Source organism: Bdellovibrio sp. ZAP7 (assembly GCF_006874645.1).
Taxonomy (GTDB): Bacteria; Bdellovibrionota; Bdellovibrionia; order Bdellovibrionales; family Bdellovibrionaceae; genus Bdellovibrio.
Genome location: NZ_CP030082.1, coordinates 2,798,540 through 2,813,804, shown reverse-complemented (window position 1 = coordinate 2,813,804; position 15,265 = coordinate 2,798,540). Strand labels below are relative to the sequence as shown.

The 15,265-nt window shown below is 45.6% G+C and carries 17 protein-coding genes; 10 read left to right on the top strand and 7 right to left on the bottom strand.

The features are described from left to right. Nucleotides 1–3: 3 nt before the first annotated feature. The 3 genes from DOM22_RS13540 to DOM22_RS13530 form a co-directional block, all read right to left on the bottom strand. Complete coding sequence (locus DOM22_RS13540; protein ID WP_142700894.1) at nucleotides 4–1,341, bottom strand: OmpA family protein; 1,338 nt, start codon at nucleotides 1,339–1,341, stop codon at nucleotides 4–6. A gap of 231 nt (nucleotides 1,342–1,572) precedes the next feature. Next, on the bottom strand, nucleotides 1,573–2,184 hold the full coding sequence (locus DOM22_RS13535; RefSeq protein ID WP_142700893.1) for a Crp/Fnr family transcriptional regulator: 612 nt from the start codon (nucleotides 2,182–2,184) through the stop codon (nucleotides 1,573–1,575). A gap of 2 nt (nucleotides 2,185–2,186) precedes the next feature. Beyond that, nucleotides 2,187–3,206 (bottom strand): hypothetical protein, encoded by a 1,020-nt coding sequence (locus tag DOM22_RS13530; protein ID WP_142700892.1) that lies wholly within the window; start codon nucleotides 3,204–3,206, stop codon nucleotides 2,187–2,189. Between the two features lie 140 nt (nucleotides 3,207–3,346). Between DOM22_RS13530 and DOM22_RS13525 the strand changes: the two genes are divergently transcribed. The 3 genes from DOM22_RS13525 (at nucleotide 3,347) to DOM22_RS13515 (ending at nucleotide 6,538) form a co-directional block, all read left to right on the top strand. Continuing rightward, a complete protein-coding gene (locus DOM22_RS13525) occupies nucleotides 3,347–4,210 on the top strand; it encodes an HNH endonuclease family protein (RefSeq protein WP_142700891.1) in 864 nt (287 codons plus the stop codon). A 109-nt stretch (nucleotides 4,211–4,319) separates the two neighbouring features. Continuing rightward, nucleotides 4,320–5,228 (top strand): ADP-ribosylglycohydrolase family protein, encoded by a 909-nt coding sequence (locus tag DOM22_RS13520; protein WP_142700890.1) that lies wholly within the window; start codon nucleotides 4,320–4,322, stop codon nucleotides 5,226–5,228. A 23-nt stretch (nucleotides 5,229–5,251) separates the two neighbouring features. Then, complete coding sequence (locus tag DOM22_RS13515; protein WP_142700889.1) at nucleotides 5,252–6,538, top strand: putative Na+/H+ antiporter; 1,287 nt, start codon at nucleotides 5,252–5,254, stop codon at nucleotides 6,536–6,538. 192 nt (nucleotides 6,539–6,730) lie between these two features. Here the strand turns inward: DOM22_RS13515 and DOM22_RS13510 are convergent, their stop codons facing one another. The 4 genes from DOM22_RS13510 to DOM22_RS13495 form a co-directional block, all read right to left on the bottom strand. Then, complete coding sequence (locus tag DOM22_RS13510) at nucleotides 6,731–6,952, bottom strand: hypothetical protein (protein ID WP_142700888.1); 222 nt, start codon at nucleotides 6,950–6,952, stop codon at nucleotides 6,731–6,733. Between the two features lie 87 nt (nucleotides 6,953–7,039). Beyond that, nucleotides 7,040–8,497 carry a HAMP domain-containing sensor histidine kinase gene (locus tag DOM22_RS13505; protein ID WP_142700887.1) on the bottom strand — a complete coding sequence of 486 codons (1,458 nt, stop codon included), beginning with the start codon at nucleotides 8,495–8,497 and terminating at the stop codon, nucleotides 7,040–7,042. Then, a complete protein-coding gene (locus DOM22_RS13500) occupies nucleotides 8,475–9,164 on the bottom strand; it encodes a response regulator transcription factor (protein WP_142700886.1) in 690 nt (229 codons plus the stop codon). Before DOM22_RS13500 ends, DOM22_RS13505 begins: the two co-directional genes overlap by 23 nt. A gap of 48 nt (nucleotides 9,165–9,212) precedes the next feature. Then, the gene (locus tag DOM22_RS13495) at nucleotides 9,213–9,617 is read right to left on the bottom strand and encodes a hypothetical protein (protein ID WP_142700885.1); all 405 of its coding nucleotides are present in this window, start codon (nucleotides 9,615–9,617) and stop codon (nucleotides 9,213–9,215) included. Nucleotides 9,618–9,884: 267 nt separating this feature from the next. Here DOM22_RS13495 and DOM22_RS13490 point away from each other — a divergent pair, with 267 nt between their 5' ends. The 7 genes from DOM22_RS13490 (at nucleotide 9,885) to DOM22_RS13460 (ending at nucleotide 15,255) form a co-directional block, all read left to right on the top strand. Next, a complete protein-coding gene (locus tag DOM22_RS13490) occupies nucleotides 9,885–10,271 on the top strand; it encodes a response regulator (RefSeq protein ID WP_142700884.1) in 387 nt (128 codons plus the stop codon). Nucleotides 10,272–10,409: 138 nt separating this feature from the next. Beyond that, complete coding sequence (locus DOM22_RS13485; protein WP_142700883.1) at nucleotides 10,410–11,111, top strand: FKBP-type peptidyl-prolyl cis-trans isomerase; 702 nt, start codon at nucleotides 10,410–10,412, stop codon at nucleotides 11,109–11,111. Between the two features lie 5 nt (nucleotides 11,112–11,116). After that, nucleotides 11,117–11,707 carry a pyridoxamine 5'-phosphate oxidase gene (gene pdxH / locus DOM22_RS13480; protein WP_142700882.1) on the top strand — a complete coding sequence of 197 codons (591 nt, stop codon included), beginning with the start codon at nucleotides 11,117–11,119 and terminating at the stop codon, nucleotides 11,705–11,707. Then, entirely contained in the window at nucleotides 11,704–12,012 is a 309-nt protein-coding gene (locus tag DOM22_RS13475) for a hypothetical protein (RefSeq protein WP_142700881.1), read from the top strand. The genes pdxH and DOM22_RS13475 overlap by 4 nt, the downstream gene beginning before the upstream one ends. A gap of 140 nt (nucleotides 12,013–12,152) precedes the next feature. Continuing rightward, nucleotides 12,153–12,746, top strand: coding sequence for a pentapeptide repeat-containing protein (locus tag DOM22_RS13470; RefSeq protein ID WP_142700880.1), 594 nt, complete (start codon nucleotides 12,153–12,155; stop codon nucleotides 12,744–12,746). Then, entirely contained in the window at nucleotides 12,743–13,948 is a 1,206-nt protein-coding gene (locus tag DOM22_RS13465; protein WP_142700879.1) for a hypothetical protein, read from the top strand. The genes DOM22_RS13470 and DOM22_RS13465 overlap by 4 nt, the downstream gene beginning before the upstream one ends. After that, complete coding sequence (locus DOM22_RS13460) at nucleotides 13,942–15,255, top strand: PQQ-binding-like beta-propeller repeat protein (RefSeq protein ID WP_142700878.1); 1,314 nt, start codon at nucleotides 13,942–13,944, stop codon at nucleotides 15,253–15,255. The genes DOM22_RS13465 and DOM22_RS13460 overlap by 7 nt, the downstream gene beginning before the upstream one ends. Nucleotides 15,256–15,265: the final 10 nt, after the last annotated feature.

Here is a 15,265-nt window from a genome sequence, read left to right as displayed (position 1 = left end):
AAACTACTCCTGGATTTTAGGTTCAATCACAAGGTCAATACGTCTGTTTTGTGCGCGTCCCGCAGCCGTGTTGTTGTTGCTGATAGGGCGCTCTTCACCCAAGCCAACAGCGTCAACCTGACTGGAAGATGCGCCATTTGCGATCAGTTGTTTTTGAACCGTTTTGGCACGGGCTTCAGAGATTCTCATGTTTGCTTCTGTCGCACCTGTTGAGTCTGTATGACCTTGCACTTCGATTTTTGCTGTTGGCACGTCATTCAAAGCAGTTTCCACTTTTTGCAACAACGCTTTATTTTTCGGAGTCAGATTAGCCTTGCCACTAGCAAAATTCAGTCCTTTAAGGCGAACCATGACTTTACCATCTTGCGTGAAGACTTCAGCTTCATTCGGGCGAAGTTCTTTACGAAGCTTGTCAGCTGTGTCCGCCAAGGCTTGTTGACGAGCAAGTTCAGCCTCCTGTTGTTTCGCTGCTTCCAATTGTTTTTCAGCTGCCGTCAACTCACGGGCCTGTGCTTTGGTTTCTTTATGCAGGCTGGTGATCATTTTTTGTTGTCGCTCGTTTTGCAAAACCAACGCTTCCGAGTTACCCGCATTTACTTTGCTCATCACTTCGGCCAAATGTTCTGCTTCACGATTCGCATCTTCTGAGATTTTCGCGATAGCAGCGGTGTTACGTGGATCTTGACCAATAAAATTTAGGGACTGATTGTATTTTGCTTGTGCTAAAGCCAAAGACTTCGGCGCTTTTTCAACGGCTTTGTCTTTTTCAGCTTCATCAATAGTCATTTTAGCACGACCCAAGTATTGCTTCGCCACGGAATCACGTTCGATCGTGCGGTAAGAAGCAACCAGGTCGGCTCCTTTTTTATCCGCTGCCGTTAAACTGCCATTTTCCACATCTTTAGTGATGTTTTGCAGTTTGCTTTCCAGTTTCTTCCACTCTTTAGGATACATCTGCGGAGCATTGGCCTTGATGGCGCCCGTACGCGCGTCTGTGATTTCACCTAAAGATTTTTTAGAGATATCAGATTTGTTTTCGCCTTGTTGCAACCATGCACGAGAATAGGCGACTTGTTCCAGAATTTTTTCGGTCGGTTTTTTCTTAGCTTGATATTCTTTGGCCTTGTTTAAAGTTTTTTCCGCGTCTTTGAAGTTATCAGGAGAAAGAACATTCATTTGTTTTGCTCGAGCATCGTTCAACATCTCTTCCGTACGAGCAATTTCCGTCGTCGGATTCGCAGTCGTAGGAATAGAAACCACGTTCGGCGGAGTGCTTGCACAGCCAATAAAACCTGCTGCAAATGCCGAAGCCAAAATCACCTTATTAAATCGGGACAGCATAAATCCTCCTATCAGTTTGAGCCTTTGGTAAAACTGATCTTAGGCTAAACCTCGGAGTTCCGCGCAAACAAGGAAAACGAATTTTCTATCTAAAAGCTCTGACTATACACAAGGCACCCGACACTAAGTCAGATCACATTTCTTGCTTGTTAGAAATTTTGTTCGCGCGCCACTCAAGGCAGGACCGCTCGAGCGGATCGGAGGTGTTTATCCTGACTAATGAAATGGAGATTATTCCTCTGCAGACTTTGATAGGAGAAGTTCGCGGTTTTTTATTTGGATTGTTCTTCCAGAGGATTGGTCGATGATGCCTTCTTTTTCGAAAGTAGCTAGAGTTCGAATGACGGTCTCAGGAGTTGTGCCGGCCCATTGGGCAATTTCTTTTCGGGTCCAATTTTGTTGGGGGAAGTTTTGTTGCAGGAATAACAAGGCGTCTGCGATTCTCGCCGCCGCATCTTTGTCCATTTGACCGGTCCATTTGGATTCGGCTAAACGCAGGTCACGCGACAGGAATTCCAGGAATTGCATGGCCGCTTCAGGGTGATCGCGGAAAAGGGCTAAGATTTCGTTTTTAGAGACAAAAGAAAGCACCGATTCTTCGACGGCGATCGCGGTGGCGTAATAGTTTTCTCCTGCGAATAAAGCGCGGTAGCCAACCAATCCTTCGGGGCCGATCAGTCTTAATGTGTGAGCGGCACCACTGGCAGAGGTTGAATCGAGTTTGATCAATCCTTCGTGGACTTTATAGAGTCCTTGGGGTTCGCCGCCGGCTTCGAATATGACTTGGCCTGCTTTGAAGCGTCGTAGGGTCTGGGCTTTATCGAGAAGTTCCTTAAGTTGCATACCTAAGAGATTACCAAATAGTTTTCAGTTGGCGAATGATTTTTACCGAGGGCTTGATCTAAAAGCACGCTGTCGGTCGGATGTTGGAAGTGTGGGGTGTTCAGGCGTTGGGCGGCTGCAAATTCCAGCGCTGAAAAATTCCAGGCCTCTAAAACTTGACGGTAGCATTCGGCAAAGAGCTTTTCTGAAGTGACCGGTAGGGCCTGTTTCATATCAGCATCGTGCTGACGTTTAAAGTATCCTAGCAAAACCGCCTTCAAAGTCTTAAGTAAATGCAGCGGAACGGAGTTCATATCCGACATCAGATAGTGGAATTCCTTGCGAAAGACGTCGTCGATGAAAAGCATGTGTTGAATCGCAGGTAGCTTCAATACTTCAAGTAACTTCTGACAAAAATGAACCTGAGCCTGAGCACGTAACGGATCGTTAAAGAAGTGATCCGCATGGACGAGGTCATGTACAATAAATCCCAGAACATCGCGGCCCTCTTCGACAAAGGAATGAATCTCTTCGGGCTTTAGCAACATGCTCACGCAACGTTGTCCTTGAGCTTGCATCAGCAACACCTCATCGGCGGTCGGCAAATGAGTCAAAAGATTCAAGGGGTACAATCCTATTTTCCAGGCACTCAAGCTTTTTTGAACTGAAAATGGAATCGAACGCCAGCTGTGGCCCGTAAAGGTCATCACAAAGTCGTCGTCGGTTTCCAAGGGACGCAAACTTTTTGCTGTTTTCAATTCTTCCGGTAAAGTTTGGCGCAGCGTTGAAACAATCAGGTTTCCACTCACTCCACGGGAATGACTCTGTGGCAGAGGAAGATTGTGCAAGCCCCCTAAGAAATCCGTGGGCCTGCGTAGAAAAGTGAAGGTCAGTAAATAGGCGCCCACCATTTCCACGTCACTGATTCTTTGCGACTTCCACATTTGCACGAAAGGCATCAACGAGCGCGCCGCTTGAGCAGAGTGATTTTCCAAAAATGTTTCGTCAAGCAAACGATGACGGAAGCGTCCAACGCGTAACATAATGCCTCTTTCTAGGCTGCAAGGGATCTGACAGAACTCTAACAATAATAATGTTGCTTTAGTACTTTGGTCCTTCTTTAATGGTTATATACGCCAAATAATACAAGACAAGGATGTCTTGTGAATAAGAGGGGCATGAGATGAAGAAGCTTCTAGTCGGAGCGCTTGTATCGATCTGTGCGGTGAGTGTACATGCAAGGGAAGATCTGCTCGCTGATGTGAGTGGAAACAACCAGCGATTCAGTGAGTATTACACGGTCACGACGTTGCCTTCTTTCTCTGCGACTCCCACAAATACCTCTGTTGACCCTTTGCAAACTATCCAAGACATTTTTGACGCTGCTGCTCCATCGGTTGAGATTAAAGCCGCCGTTATTTCGCTTTTGCATTTCGATCATCACAACGAAGACTTCGGAAATGTAGGACAGGCTTATAATCGCAAGCAGCATTTCGGAACTTGGATACGTCCCAGTGCAGATCATACCTGCTTGAATACGCGCGGCCTGGTTTTAGTTCGCGATTCCAAAGTTCCAGTGACCTACAATACCGCAGGTTGCACTGTTCGCAGTGGCGAGTGGGATGAACCGTACACAGGCGCGACCGTTAATGATGCCGCAGATATTCAAATCGATCATTTTGTTCCTTTGAAAAATGCCTATGTCAGTGGTGCGCACAAATGGAACTATGCTAAACGTTGCCTTTACGCGAACTTCTTAGGAAACAATTTCCATCTTATTTCCACAGACGGACATGAAAACATGTCTAAGAGTGATAGCTCTCCAGAGGGTTACATGCCGCCAAACCAAGCTTACCGCTGTCAGTACTTGCAACAATGGTTGAAAGTAAAATTGATCTGGGATTTGGGACTGACACCGCCAGAAAAATTGGCCGTGGAATCATTAATCCAGCAAAATGGCTGTGATCTGAATATGTTCCAATACTCTGTCGGCGAGTTGCAGGCACAAAAACAGTTTATGGCTGACAACTATAACCTTTGCCACTAGTGTTCCGCTAAATAAGTTTTCTCCGCGTTGCTGCCTCGTCGCTGTACACTTGTACAGCTTCCTTCTTGCGCCTTGATAAAACTTATTTATCGGCACACTAGGGGTTTTGATGTTTTATCAAGATAGAGTTTTAGGGATGTTGTGGGGCCTTCATGCGGGAGATTCTCTTGGAGCTCCTTGGGAATTTTTGCCGCCACAGCCCGCTTGGAATACCAAAACGGAAATCGTTGGCGGAGGCAAATTTAACTGGGCACCCGGTGAAGCAACTGATGATACGGACTTGATGTTGGGTGTTTTACGCGCACTTCAAAACGCTCAAGAAATTTCCTTCGACATTTTAAAATCTGAAATGCTGGCTTGGTTTGCCAGCAATCCCCCTGATATTGGCACTACGACGATCAAAGGTTTGCAGAATCTGAAAGACGGCAAAGCTTTGCGTGAATGTGGATTTGTGAATAACGAATTTCAAGGCAATGGCTCGATCATGCGTGTGGCTCCGCTGGCATTGCTGACTGAAGATGCCGTGGGAGTTTACGGCAGTGAAAAAACTCAAGGTCTTCATGAGATCATGATCACGCAAACGAAAATGACCCATGGTCATCAACACTGTGTGGATACAGATTTGATTTTCATTCCCACCGTGAAAGCGGCACTGGCGGGAAAAATCAAACAAGAAATTTTCGGCGTTGCCTTAACAGAAGCGGAAAAAATCAGTCCCTTTATTTATCAAAAGTTAAAAGCGATTCCTGAGACTCCTTGGGATAATCTGTCCACATCTGGTTTCTGCGTCGACACACTTTGTGCGGGGCTGTGGGCCTTCTTGAAGTACGACAATCTGGAAGACGCTTTGGTGTCTGTGGTAAATCGCGGGGATGATTCTGATTCCTGCGGAGCCGTGGCAGGTGTTTTGTGTGGAGCTTTCTATGGCTCGCAAGCCATTCCGGCTCGTTGGTTGGAAAAGTTGGAATTCAAAAATGAAATCCAGCAACTTGTGAGCAGTTTTTTTAGACACGCTTAATATTCTGTGAGTAGAATCTACTCATGACATATACGACACTTGAGCTCCTTGGTACTTTGTTCTTTGCGGTTGCGGTTATTCACACATTCATGGTGGGAAAAATCCTGCACTGGTCGCATCATTTTCCAAAAGACTCCCTGATGCGTGGGGTTTTACATCTTTTGGGCGAAATCGAAGTCGTGTTTGCAATTTGGGCCAGTCTGTTCATGGCAGTATATATTGCTTTGGAAGGATGGACTTCGGCGCTCACCTACCAAAATTCATTGGATTTCACCGAGCCGTTTTTTATTTTCGCGATCATGGTTGTTTGTTCCACTCGTCCTGTATTGACCGTAGCAAGGCATGGGATTCTGGCGGTGAGCAGTGGTGTACAGAAAATCTTTAAGACACCAGCTATTTCCACGGACCTTGCGGTCGTTATGATTTTAGGCCCGTTGGCTGGCAGTTTTATTACAGAGCCTGCTGCCATGACGGTGACAGCTTTTATGTTGAATGCGATGTTGCAGAAAGAAACTAATAAGCTGATTTATGCTTTAATCGCAGTTTTGTTCGTGAATGTTTCCATCGGCGGTGCCTTGACGCCTTTCGCAGCACCACCGATCTTGATGGTCGCATCTAAATGGGGTTGGGATTTTACTTTCGTTGCAACTCACCTTGGATGGAAGGCCGCTATCGCGGTGATTATCAATGCTATTGGTCTGGTTTTGATTTTCAGAAATGAATTTAAAGAGGGTTGCATCACTTTGAAAGAAGTGGAAGCGCGCCTCGCAAGATCTCAGGCCTCTATCCCATGGCAAGTCATTTTGATTCATCTTTTATTCCTCGCTGGAATCGTCATCACGGGTCACCACCGTAATGCTTTCTTGGGAATTTTCCTTCTCTTCTTAGGTGTCGCATCAGTGACGATTCGGTATCAGGATTCTTTACGCTTAAAAGAAAGTCTTTTGGTTTCTTTGTTCCTGGGCGGGATCATTCAGTTCGGTTCTTTCCAGAAATGGTGGCTCGCTCCACTGTTGAGCAAAATGAATGACGCTGTTTTATTCAAAGGTGCCGCACTTTTGACAGCAATCACAGACAATGCAGCGTTGACGTATTTGGGATCTCAAGTTGACCTTTCTGATTCCAGTAAATACGCGTTGGTAGCTGGAGCTTTAGCGGGTGGGGGATTAACTATCATTGCCAACGCACCAAACGCTGCGGGATATTCGGTCCTGAGTCACAAATTCCCTGGCGGAATTAAGCCACTGAACTTGCTCATTGCTGCTCTTGCGCCAACAGCCGTAGCAATCATTTGTCTATGGATTCTATAATTCAGGAATAAAAAAAGGTACGGACTTACTTTCTCCCAAAGGTACAGGCTTACTTCATGTAATTCCTGATTTTTCGGGAGAAAGTAAGTCCGTACCTTTTTGTTCGGAGTTCGCAGGCGCCTTTTGGGCATAAAAAAAGGGAACCCGAAGGTTCCCTTTTAACTAAGAGCAAAAAAGCTCGAAGTACTCAAACTAGTGAGCAGCTTCTTCTTTTTTTACTTCTTCTTTAGCAGCTTTTTTGCCGTGTTTTTTAGCAGCTTTTTTGTCAGCTTTAGCTTCAGTTTTTGCAGCTGGAGCAGCTTCAGTTGTAGTTGCAGCAGCAGGAGCTGTAGTAGCAGCAGCTGGAGCAGCTTCGTTAGCTTGAGCAACAACACCAGCGAATACAACAGACAATACTAGAGATACCAATTTCATAAAACCTCCAAGTGGTTCTTAATGTTTTCCTTAATCGGAAACATGATCAGCGTAGCAAAGGGAGTTAAAACCATGATTAAAAACAGATTAAATGTTTTTAATTTCGAATGAAAATATCGCGCCGTTTCTCTCATTGTTGCCAGCACTAAGCTTTGCTTCGTGCAGATTCGCGATCTTTTGTGCGATTGCTAGACCTAAGCCGAATCCTTTGACGCGATTTTCAACGGCCGCTCCGCGAGAAAAGCGTTCAAAGATGAAAGGTAATTTATCATCAGGAATTCCTGGACCATTATCTTGGACAAAGAGTTGGCTGACATCATCTTTCCAAACCAGCGTGATGGTAACCACTTCGTTGTTGGGAGAGTATTTGATCGCATTTTCAATGATATTAAAAACTAAATTTTCCAGCAGATCTTTATCGCCACGAACGGATTTGCGATCAGCTTTGGACTCATTGTTAATGTTGAATTTAAGTTTGATGCCTTTGGAGTTTGCAAGCTTTTCACAGCGGGTGAGGGCTTCAAAAACCAATTCTTCCAGGGAAATTTCCTGCAGACTCAACGCACCCAAGCCCGCATCCGCACGAGCCAAAAGCAACATTTCTTGAACGATATTGGCAAGGCTGTCGACTTCTTGCAAAGCACTGCGAGTGTATTGATCCACGTCAATTTGCTTTTGCGATTTTAAAAGCTCAATTTCCTGGCGCATGATCGTTAGAGGCGTCAGAAGCTGATGGGAAGCATCGGCAACGAATCGTTCCTGGGATTGAAAGGCCTGTTCAATACGATCCAGCATTTCATTTAAAGTTAAAGCAAGTTTTTTAATTTCATCATTCGCTGCCGGAATCGGAACGCGACTGGACAGCTCGCTGGCTTTGATTTTTTTAGCGATGTCGATCATATGGTTCACCGGCGCCAACGCGCGTGCAGAAAGGAACAAACCACCCAAAGTCGCGAATAACAGGACGATGGGAATACCAACTTCTAAAAGAGTTAGACGTTTGCTGATCTGTGTTTCCAACAAGGTCATCGGCACGGCAATTTGCAGTAACAGCTGCGGTTTTGCGACGTTATCCAAAGGAAAAGAAATCAGACGATACGAATCGGCTTCGGCTGAAGGGATATTGTGAATGTGTTCGATCGTGCGATAGGTGGCTTCTTCACCAGCCCAAATGCGTTCGAAATCTTTTTTATAGGGAGGATTGAACTCGCCGAAATTTCCCACGCGGGCCAGAACCGCTCCCGAGCTGTGACGAACTTGAATCAACGCCGTTCCCAAGGGGAACGGCAGGATTTTACCATGGTCCAAGCGCAAAGGTGGAAAGTTCAAATCGCCTTTAACCCCAATTTCAACCCCCTCCGAAACATCGACGGAATAGTTGAAAAGAGCATCGTCGAAATCCTGCTGAAGGTTATCGATCGACATTTTAAAGATAAACATATTGAACAGGATTGTCGTGGCTCCAAAGAACACCACGAAAATCAAAGAAAGGCGCACCCGCAGACTTAAGTTTGCAAAAAACTTACGGAGACTCTTTAAGAACATAGCCAGTCCCTACCACGGTGTGAATGAGTCTTTTGTTGAAGGGGGCATCGACTTTTTTGCGCAAAAGATTGATATACACATCGATTACGTTGGATTCGGAATCAAAGTGAATATCCCAGACGTGCTCCGCTATTGAGACACGGCCCAAAGGACGTTCCGGATTGCGCATGAAGTATTCCAAGAGCGCAAACTCTTTCGTGGTCAGGGAAATTTCCTGGCCGGATCTGCGCACTTTGCGCTGCAAAAGATCCAACTCCAGGTCGGCATATTTTAAAATATTAGTGATGGCAGCTCCACCATTGGTTGAGCCTTTGCGACGAAGTAAGGCGCGAACGCGGGCATGAAGCTCATCAAAGGAGTAGGGCTTGGTCAGATAGTCATCGGCGCCGGCATCCAGGCCGTTGACTTTATCTTTGGTTGTCGAAAGAGCGGTGACCATCAGAATGGGACCCGCGTATCCGTCGCGACGAAGATGTCGGGCTGTATCGATACCGTTTTGATCGGGCAGCATGACATCCAAAATCACCAAGTCATAATCGCCTTGAGCCATGTAGGACTCCGCCGACGTACCGCTTTCCGCGATGTCGACGGCATATCCAACTTCGTTCAATCCCTTTTTCAGGAAGTTAGCCATTTTAACTTGATCTTCAACGACAAGAATTCGCATGAGAGAAAAAGTCTCACTTGTCCTCTGGGATGGCAAGTAAGGGTAATGCTAGATGTCAGGAATTTCACCGGGATCGTATTGGCTCTTCTTTTTGTAACCTGAACCCGAGCCGGAACTGGAAGCTCCTTTTTCCACACTCAGAATTCTTTTCTCCGAGTCTGCTGTAACCGCCACTGGCGGACCGCCTGGTTTCTCGGAGTCCTGCAATGTTTTTAACACCGTTGCATAGCCAGAAATTTTGCGTGGCAAAGTGTAAGCTCCGCGGGCTTCATCCGAATCAAAGAACACTTCCACTTCGTCAGAAATATCCCGAACCACGCGCACTTTCGCCGAGAAAGCTTTGGGCTTTTCCTCAGAGGGTTCTGCTTCATAAATATTGGTGTTGGGTTTCTTGATTTTGGACTGTGCATAGGATGGATTTGCTAAACTGAACAGTAAAAGCAGGCTGAGCATAATATGAGTTCCTTTAGTCTTATTGTGCAGGGATTTGTCCTTTTGAGGCAATCAGACATGACGAATTTCTCAGGTTGGGACGGGCGCTTGACAGGCCCTCTTTTAAATCTAGTCAGGGGAGTCAAATATCTGTATTTTCCCAAGTTTTTTCGAAGTTAAGAATCATAAATCGTAAGAAACGCTTGCTGATTTACGCAACGCAGAGCACACTTTTGTAATGGGTCATGCAAGGCCATAATTTCATTGGAAAGTCGGAGTGTAGATTAGATGGTTCATGTGTTGTTCGTAGATGACGAACCAGCACTCCTGGATTTGTTTAAACAGGAGATGTCGCAGAATAATTCTGCGCTGAACTTCAATTTTCATCTCGCAGCAAATGCCCAAGAATGTATCAAGCAGCTACAAGATTTCGGCAGTTCACCAGTGCTATTGGTGATCTCCAAAGTCACCGCTCCCGATATGGACGAGCTTGCTTTACTTAAAGTCGTTCAAAAAAAGTTTCCCCGTGTAAAAATTTATATCTGCACCGAGATGAGTGCACCATACTCCCGCAAAGGGAACGAAGATCAGGGATCACTGCGTTTCATCGCCAAACCCGTAAATTTCAAAACCCTGTACGGCGCAATATCTGAAGACTTCCTAAATCCACTCTAACTGCGCGCTTATTGTGCTGCCAAACTTACATTATCGAAAGAACGCGCGTGTCAGCGCGCATCATCTGTTTGAAATTCTCGTAAATCAGCGCAAGATATGTGGTCTGTGAAAATAAACAACCTTGAATGGGGAGATAGAATGAATAAGTTAGTACTTGGAGGCCTTGTTGTTGCACTTGCTGCATCTACTGCCTGCACTAGAAAAGTAAAGTTGGACACTGATATCAAAAAAGCGTCATACGCTATTGGTCAACAAATCGGTGGCAACTTGAAACAACAAAACATCGATTTCGATTCTGACGCTTTGGCGCAGGCTTTGAAAGATGCTTCTGCTGGCAAAAACGAAATGACTAAAGAAGACATGCAAGCAGCGATGATGAAACTTCAAGAAATGGCGATGAAAAAACAGCAGGAAGCTGCTGAAACAAACGCTAAAGCTGGTAAAGACTATCTTGAGAAGAACAAAACTGCAGCCGGTGTAAAAACAACTGCATCTGGTCTTCAGTACATCATCGAAAAAGAAGGCACGGGCGCTCAACCTAAAAAAGAAGACGTAGTAAAAGTACACTACAAAGGTACTTTGACGAACGGCGAACAATTCGATTCTTCATACGACCGTGGTCAACCAGCTGAATTCCCAGTTGGTGGCGTAATTCCAGGTTGGACAGAAGCTCTTCAATTGATGAAAGTTGGCTCTAAAGCTAAACTTTTCATCCCACCAGAACTTGCTTACGGTCCTTCAGGCCGCCCAGGTATCCCACCAAATTCAGTTCTAGTTTTCGAAGTTGAATTGATGGATATCGTTAAAGCTGAAAAACCGGCTGCAAAAGCAAAAAAATAGTAACGATGTTTGATCTAACTATGGACCCTTATCTTCATTTTGATCGCCTTCTTAAGGAGGCGATCGAAAAACAAATCCCAGAAGCAAATGCGATGTCAGTTGCGACTGTGGATGATAGGGGCATTCCCTCTGTGAGAATTGTCTATTTGAAGGACAGGACTCCAGAGGGTTTTGTTTTTTTTGGGAACTACCATAGCCACAAGGGCCTTGATATCGAGGACAACCCGAATGTGTGCTTGAATTTTTATTGGCCGGCAATCTGGCAACAAGTGCGCGTGACGGGAATGGCTGTAAAGGTAAATCCCGAAGAAAGCGATGCTTACTGGAAAACTCGCGCTCGCTTAAGTCAAATCGGCGCTTGGGCTTCTAATCAAAGCGAAGAAATCCCAGACTATGGTCATCTCGCCCGTCGTGTGCAAGAGTATGAAAAACAGTTTGAAGGACAACCGGTGCCTCGTCCACCTCATTGGGGCGGGTGGTTGGTGATTCCAACTGAAATCGAATTCTGGTTCGGCCACAATGGTCGTTTGCATGAACGATTCATATATCAACGTACTGAAGAAGGCACGTGGAAGACCTTCATGCGCTCTCCATGAGCGACTTAAATAACACTAAAGAATCTTTAGCCAATCACATCTTGCCAACCTCGGCGAATCTGCTGGGAATTTGTTTTCTTATTTTTTCCATGGCGCATTTTATGGATAAAGCAGAAGCAACCGTTCTGGATGAGTGCACGGCGGTGACGATTGTGGTTTTCTTGATTTCATGTGTTTGCTCTTATGCGAGTCTGCGTTCGGCAAAGTATCGTGCTTTGGAGAAAATCGCAGACCTTGCCTTTATGGCAGGCCTTCTGATCCTGGCCGGAGTGGCCGTATTTATCGCGATTAAAGTCGTGGCTTAGCTGCCAAATCATTACTCCCTATTAACCTTTGTTTATCTAATCGTTTCAGTCTGAGATTTCAACTGGACTCCACCCCCGATATTTGGAAAAGTCATTCTTTCGCCCTGTGAAATGGCATAAAATGTTTTGCGGGGGAATACATGATCCGGTCGCTTTCATTGCTAGCCGTCTGTGTTTTGAATTTCACATCGCAAGTGGTGTGGGCCGATGCGTTTTGTGCTCCCGAAGATCGCCTGAAAGCACCTCATGAAATCGTTGAAAAATTTCGCAGTGGTGGAGAGTTCGGTCGAGTCACTTTGTTCGAAGAAAACTTCAAAGATCAAAATATCGAAACTTTAAAAACGGGGAATGTAAACTTCCTGCATGGCAGTTGGGATAGTTTGAATATCAAGCACAGTGAATTTACCCGTGCTTATTTTACGGACTATCGCTTTAACGACGTGAATCTTTCCCACGTCGACTTGCGTGGCGCGCACTTTAGACAATCCGTTTTAAAAGACGTGCGCTTTACAGATGTCGATGCCCGCGCCATACAAATGGACAGTGTCACCTTGGAAAATGTCCATTGGGACGGGGTGAAGTTGAAAGGTGCGAGCATTATTTTCTCCAAGTTTAAAAATTGTAAGTTTGAAAATATCGATTGGAACAAAGTTGTTCTGGTCGGCACCACATTTGAAAACTGCACAGGCGCACCAACGAAACAACAATCCGGGACCTACCAGGCAAGTAAATGATTTTGAACTATCTTAACCGCCAAATCGAAGAAATTCAGCAAAGCCGTGTTTTGCGCATCTATGGATTTTTTCTGGTGGTCGTTCATTTCCTGACTTTCTATTTTTGGAATCACAACGTGGCTTTTGATTTTTACATGAACAGTGCGCCGTCACCGTTGTGCTGGTCTTTTATGGAAGACTGCTCCTTCTGGAGATTTCCTAATAGAACCGCTGCGATGGTGTCTTTATGGGCCTACTTAGGTTTGGCCATTGCTATTTTCGTACTGATGTTGAAGGGGCGAGCACGGATCGCTTATTTTGGACTGATCGCACTGTTCCTGGTGAAGTATGGGTTCTTGCTGATCGATTATCGTTTGATGGGGAACTATCACTACATGCCGTTCATCATCGGTATCGTTTATCTATTTTTTCCTCGTAAAGAAATTTTCATAAAAGTTCTGATCGTGACTTTCTATTGCGCGGCCGGTTTGCTGAAGCTGCGCAATTTGGAATGGATGACCGGTGGAGCAATTTATGATGTTGGCACTTGGCCCTCGTGGCTGGTGGTCATTGCCTGCTCGGCGGTTATTTATCTGGAAGTCGGCTTAAGCTGGTTCTTGCTGGGGCGTCGTTCCTGGATGGCCTGGACAGTTTTCGGTTTTTTTATTTTATTCCATGCCTCGTCTTGGTATTGGGTCGGCTATTATTATCCGACGACAATGTCATGCTTGCTTCCGATCTTTCCTTTGAGCTGGATTTGGGGAGAAGCTTCCAGCAAGGCTCAAGTTAAAAATCAAGAAACGCACTGGGCCCTGGTCACTGTGGTTCTTCTTTTCTGGGCGGCCCAGTTTTATCCGTTGCTCTTAAGTAAAGATGCTGCCGTTACCGGCGAAGGCCGTGTTCTTTCTTTAAATATGTATGACGCTCGTGTGGAGTGTGATCACATCATGATCGCCGAATACAAAGATCGCTATGAGGAATTTGCTTCGGGTCTTCAGCCTTCAGCTATGCGTATTCGCTGCGAACCGTATCTGTATTTTTCTAGAGCGAAAGCGGCCTGCGAGTCCTTAAAAGACCAGCCGGATTTTAAAAATGTCCGTTTAAGTTTGATGGTGCGTCGTCAGACCGATGCGGAGTTTAAAGAAATTGTGAATATCAAAGATTTCTGTACCGGAAATTATCAGTTCAATTCTTTCGGGCGAAACGAGTGGATCCAATGGTAAAATCACGGCGCGCTCTTATTCAGTGGACTCTCTTCGCAGCTTTTACGATCTGCTTTGGCGGCTTCGTACTATTGAATTTGCCTACTCTGTCCAAACAAAGTTCTTCGATCTATCACGATGGCAGCCCGTCACGCACTTATCACATGGTTCCGCAACTTACTTCAGGTGTCAGCAACGAGGTTCTAACCGATCAAGATGTGACCTGGATGTACCGGGGCAATGTTTATCGCCAGGGATTCTCGAACGAGGTTTTAAAGAACTATCAAAACATGAAAGTTCAATGGTCCTCTGAGGAAATCAATTATTCCGTTCATCGCGCCAGCAAAGCGACACCTGCGGTGGATGATTCAGGGATTTACGTTGGTGGCGATGACGGTTGGTTTTATGCGTTTGAGCCGGATGGAAGGGTACGCTGGAAGTTCTTCACTTCACGAACGGACAACGGAATTCACGGCTCTGCGATCCTGATCAAGGACCGCGTTTGCTTTGGTTCTTACAATGGTTTCTTTTATTGTCTGAAAAAATCAAATGGCGAGCCGATTTGGATTATTCGTTTGGCCGAGGCCATGGGATCGTCGCCGACATTTTTTGAAAACGATTTCTTTGTTTCTATCGAAACCTCCGATGTGAATGGTTATATCGCGCGCCTCAACGGAACGACGGGTGAAATCAAATGGCAAAGCCCGTGGGTGGGAGAGCAAATTCATTCCAGCGTGACTTTGGATCCTGAACATCGTCGTGTTTTTGTGGGCGCAAACAACGGTCGCATGTTTGCTTTTCACATGGATACCGGTGCCTTGCTATGGACGGGTGATGCGGGGGGCGCGATGAAGGGAACTGCAACTATTGCTGACGGGAAATTATTTTTCTCTTCGTGGGGTTCTCGATTTGAGGCGGTGGACTTGACAACTTTGAAACCTGTTTGGCAGGTGAAAATTCCCGGAGTGAGTCAGTCTTCGCCTGCAATCGTTCCTGGTAGTTCTCTCATTGGGATTAACTATCATGGTGAAAAATCGGGCTTTGTTGTTTACAATATGGGTACGGGTAAAGTCTTGTGGTCACACGAGATTTTCGACTCCAAAGCTCTCAATCTTCAGAGCGCAACGGCTGTTCGTGTTTCCGAAAACGAATGGGCATTTTTGCAGATGTGCGAAATGAATCAGTTGTGCTTGATGCGTGCCCAGGACGGCAAGGTTTTAAAAACATGGACAGTTAAAGGTTTTATGACGGGCGCTCCGACGGTTTATAAAAACAATATTTTTATAAACATGGAGTATGGAAGTGTGATTCGCCTGTCAGCGAATTAATCTTCGAAAT

Bases quoted from the DNA above. Each gene is read 5' to 3' on its own strand.
- DOM22_RS13475 (WP_142700881.1), top strand. From the start codon at position 11,704: ATGAGCGACTTAAATAACACTAAAGAATCTTTAGCCAATCACATCTTG.
- DOM22_RS13485 (WP_142700883.1), top strand. From the start codon at position 10,410: ATGAATAAGTTAGTACTTGGAGGCCTTGTTGTTGCACTTGCTGCATCT.
- DOM22_RS13520 (WP_142700890.1), top strand. From the start codon at position 4,320: ATGTTTTATCAAGATAGAGTTTTAGGGATGTTGTGGGGCCTTCATGCG.
- DOM22_RS13525 (WP_142700891.1), top strand. From the start codon at position 3,347: ATGAAGAAGCTTCTAGTCGGAGCGCTTGTATCGATCTGTGCGGTGAGT.
- DOM22_RS13490 (WP_142700884.1), top strand. From the start codon at position 9,885: ATGGTTCATGTGTTGTTCGTAGATGACGAACCAGCACTCCTGGATTTG.
- DOM22_RS13505 (WP_142700887.1), bottom strand. From the start codon at position 8,497: ATGTTCTTAAAGAGTCTCCGTAAGTTTTTTGCAAACTTAAGTCTGCGG.
- pdxH (WP_142700882.1), top strand. From the start codon at position 11,117: ATGTTTGATCTAACTATGGACCCTTATCTTCATTTTGATCGCCTTCTT.
- DOM22_RS13470 (WP_142700880.1), top strand. From the start codon at position 12,153: ATGATCCGGTCGCTTTCATTGCTAGCCGTCTGTGTTTTGAATTTCACA.
- DOM22_RS13535 (WP_142700893.1), bottom strand. From the start codon at position 2,184: ATGCAACTTAAGGAACTTCTCGATAAAGCCCAGACCCTACGACGCTTC.
- DOM22_RS13495 (WP_142700885.1), bottom strand. From the start codon at position 9,617: ATGCTCAGCCTGCTTTTACTGTTCAGTTTAGCAAATCCATCCTATGCA.
- DOM22_RS13500 (WP_142700886.1), bottom strand. From the start codon at position 9,164: ATGCGAATTCTTGTCGTTGAAGATCAAGTTAAAATGGCTAACTTCCTG.
- DOM22_RS13460 (WP_142700878.1), top strand. From the start codon at position 13,942: ATGGTAAAATCACGGCGCGCTCTTATTCAGTGGACTCTCTTCGCAGCT.
- DOM22_RS13540 (WP_142700894.1), bottom strand. From the start codon at position 1,341: ATGCTGTCCCGATTTAATAAGGTGATTTTGGCTTCGGCATTTGCAGCA.
- DOM22_RS13530 (WP_142700892.1), bottom strand. From the start codon at position 3,206: ATGTTACGCGTTGGACGCTTCCGTCATCGTTTGCTTGACGAAACATTT.
- DOM22_RS13510 (WP_142700888.1), bottom strand. From the start codon at position 6,952: ATGAAATTGGTATCTCTAGTATTGTCTGTTGTATTCGCTGGTGTTGTT.
- DOM22_RS13515 (WP_142700889.1), top strand. From the start codon at position 5,252: ATGACATATACGACACTTGAGCTCCTTGGTACTTTGTTCTTTGCGGTT.
- DOM22_RS13465 (WP_142700879.1), top strand. From the start codon at position 12,743: ATGATTTTGAACTATCTTAACCGCCAAATCGAAGAAATTCAGCAAAGC.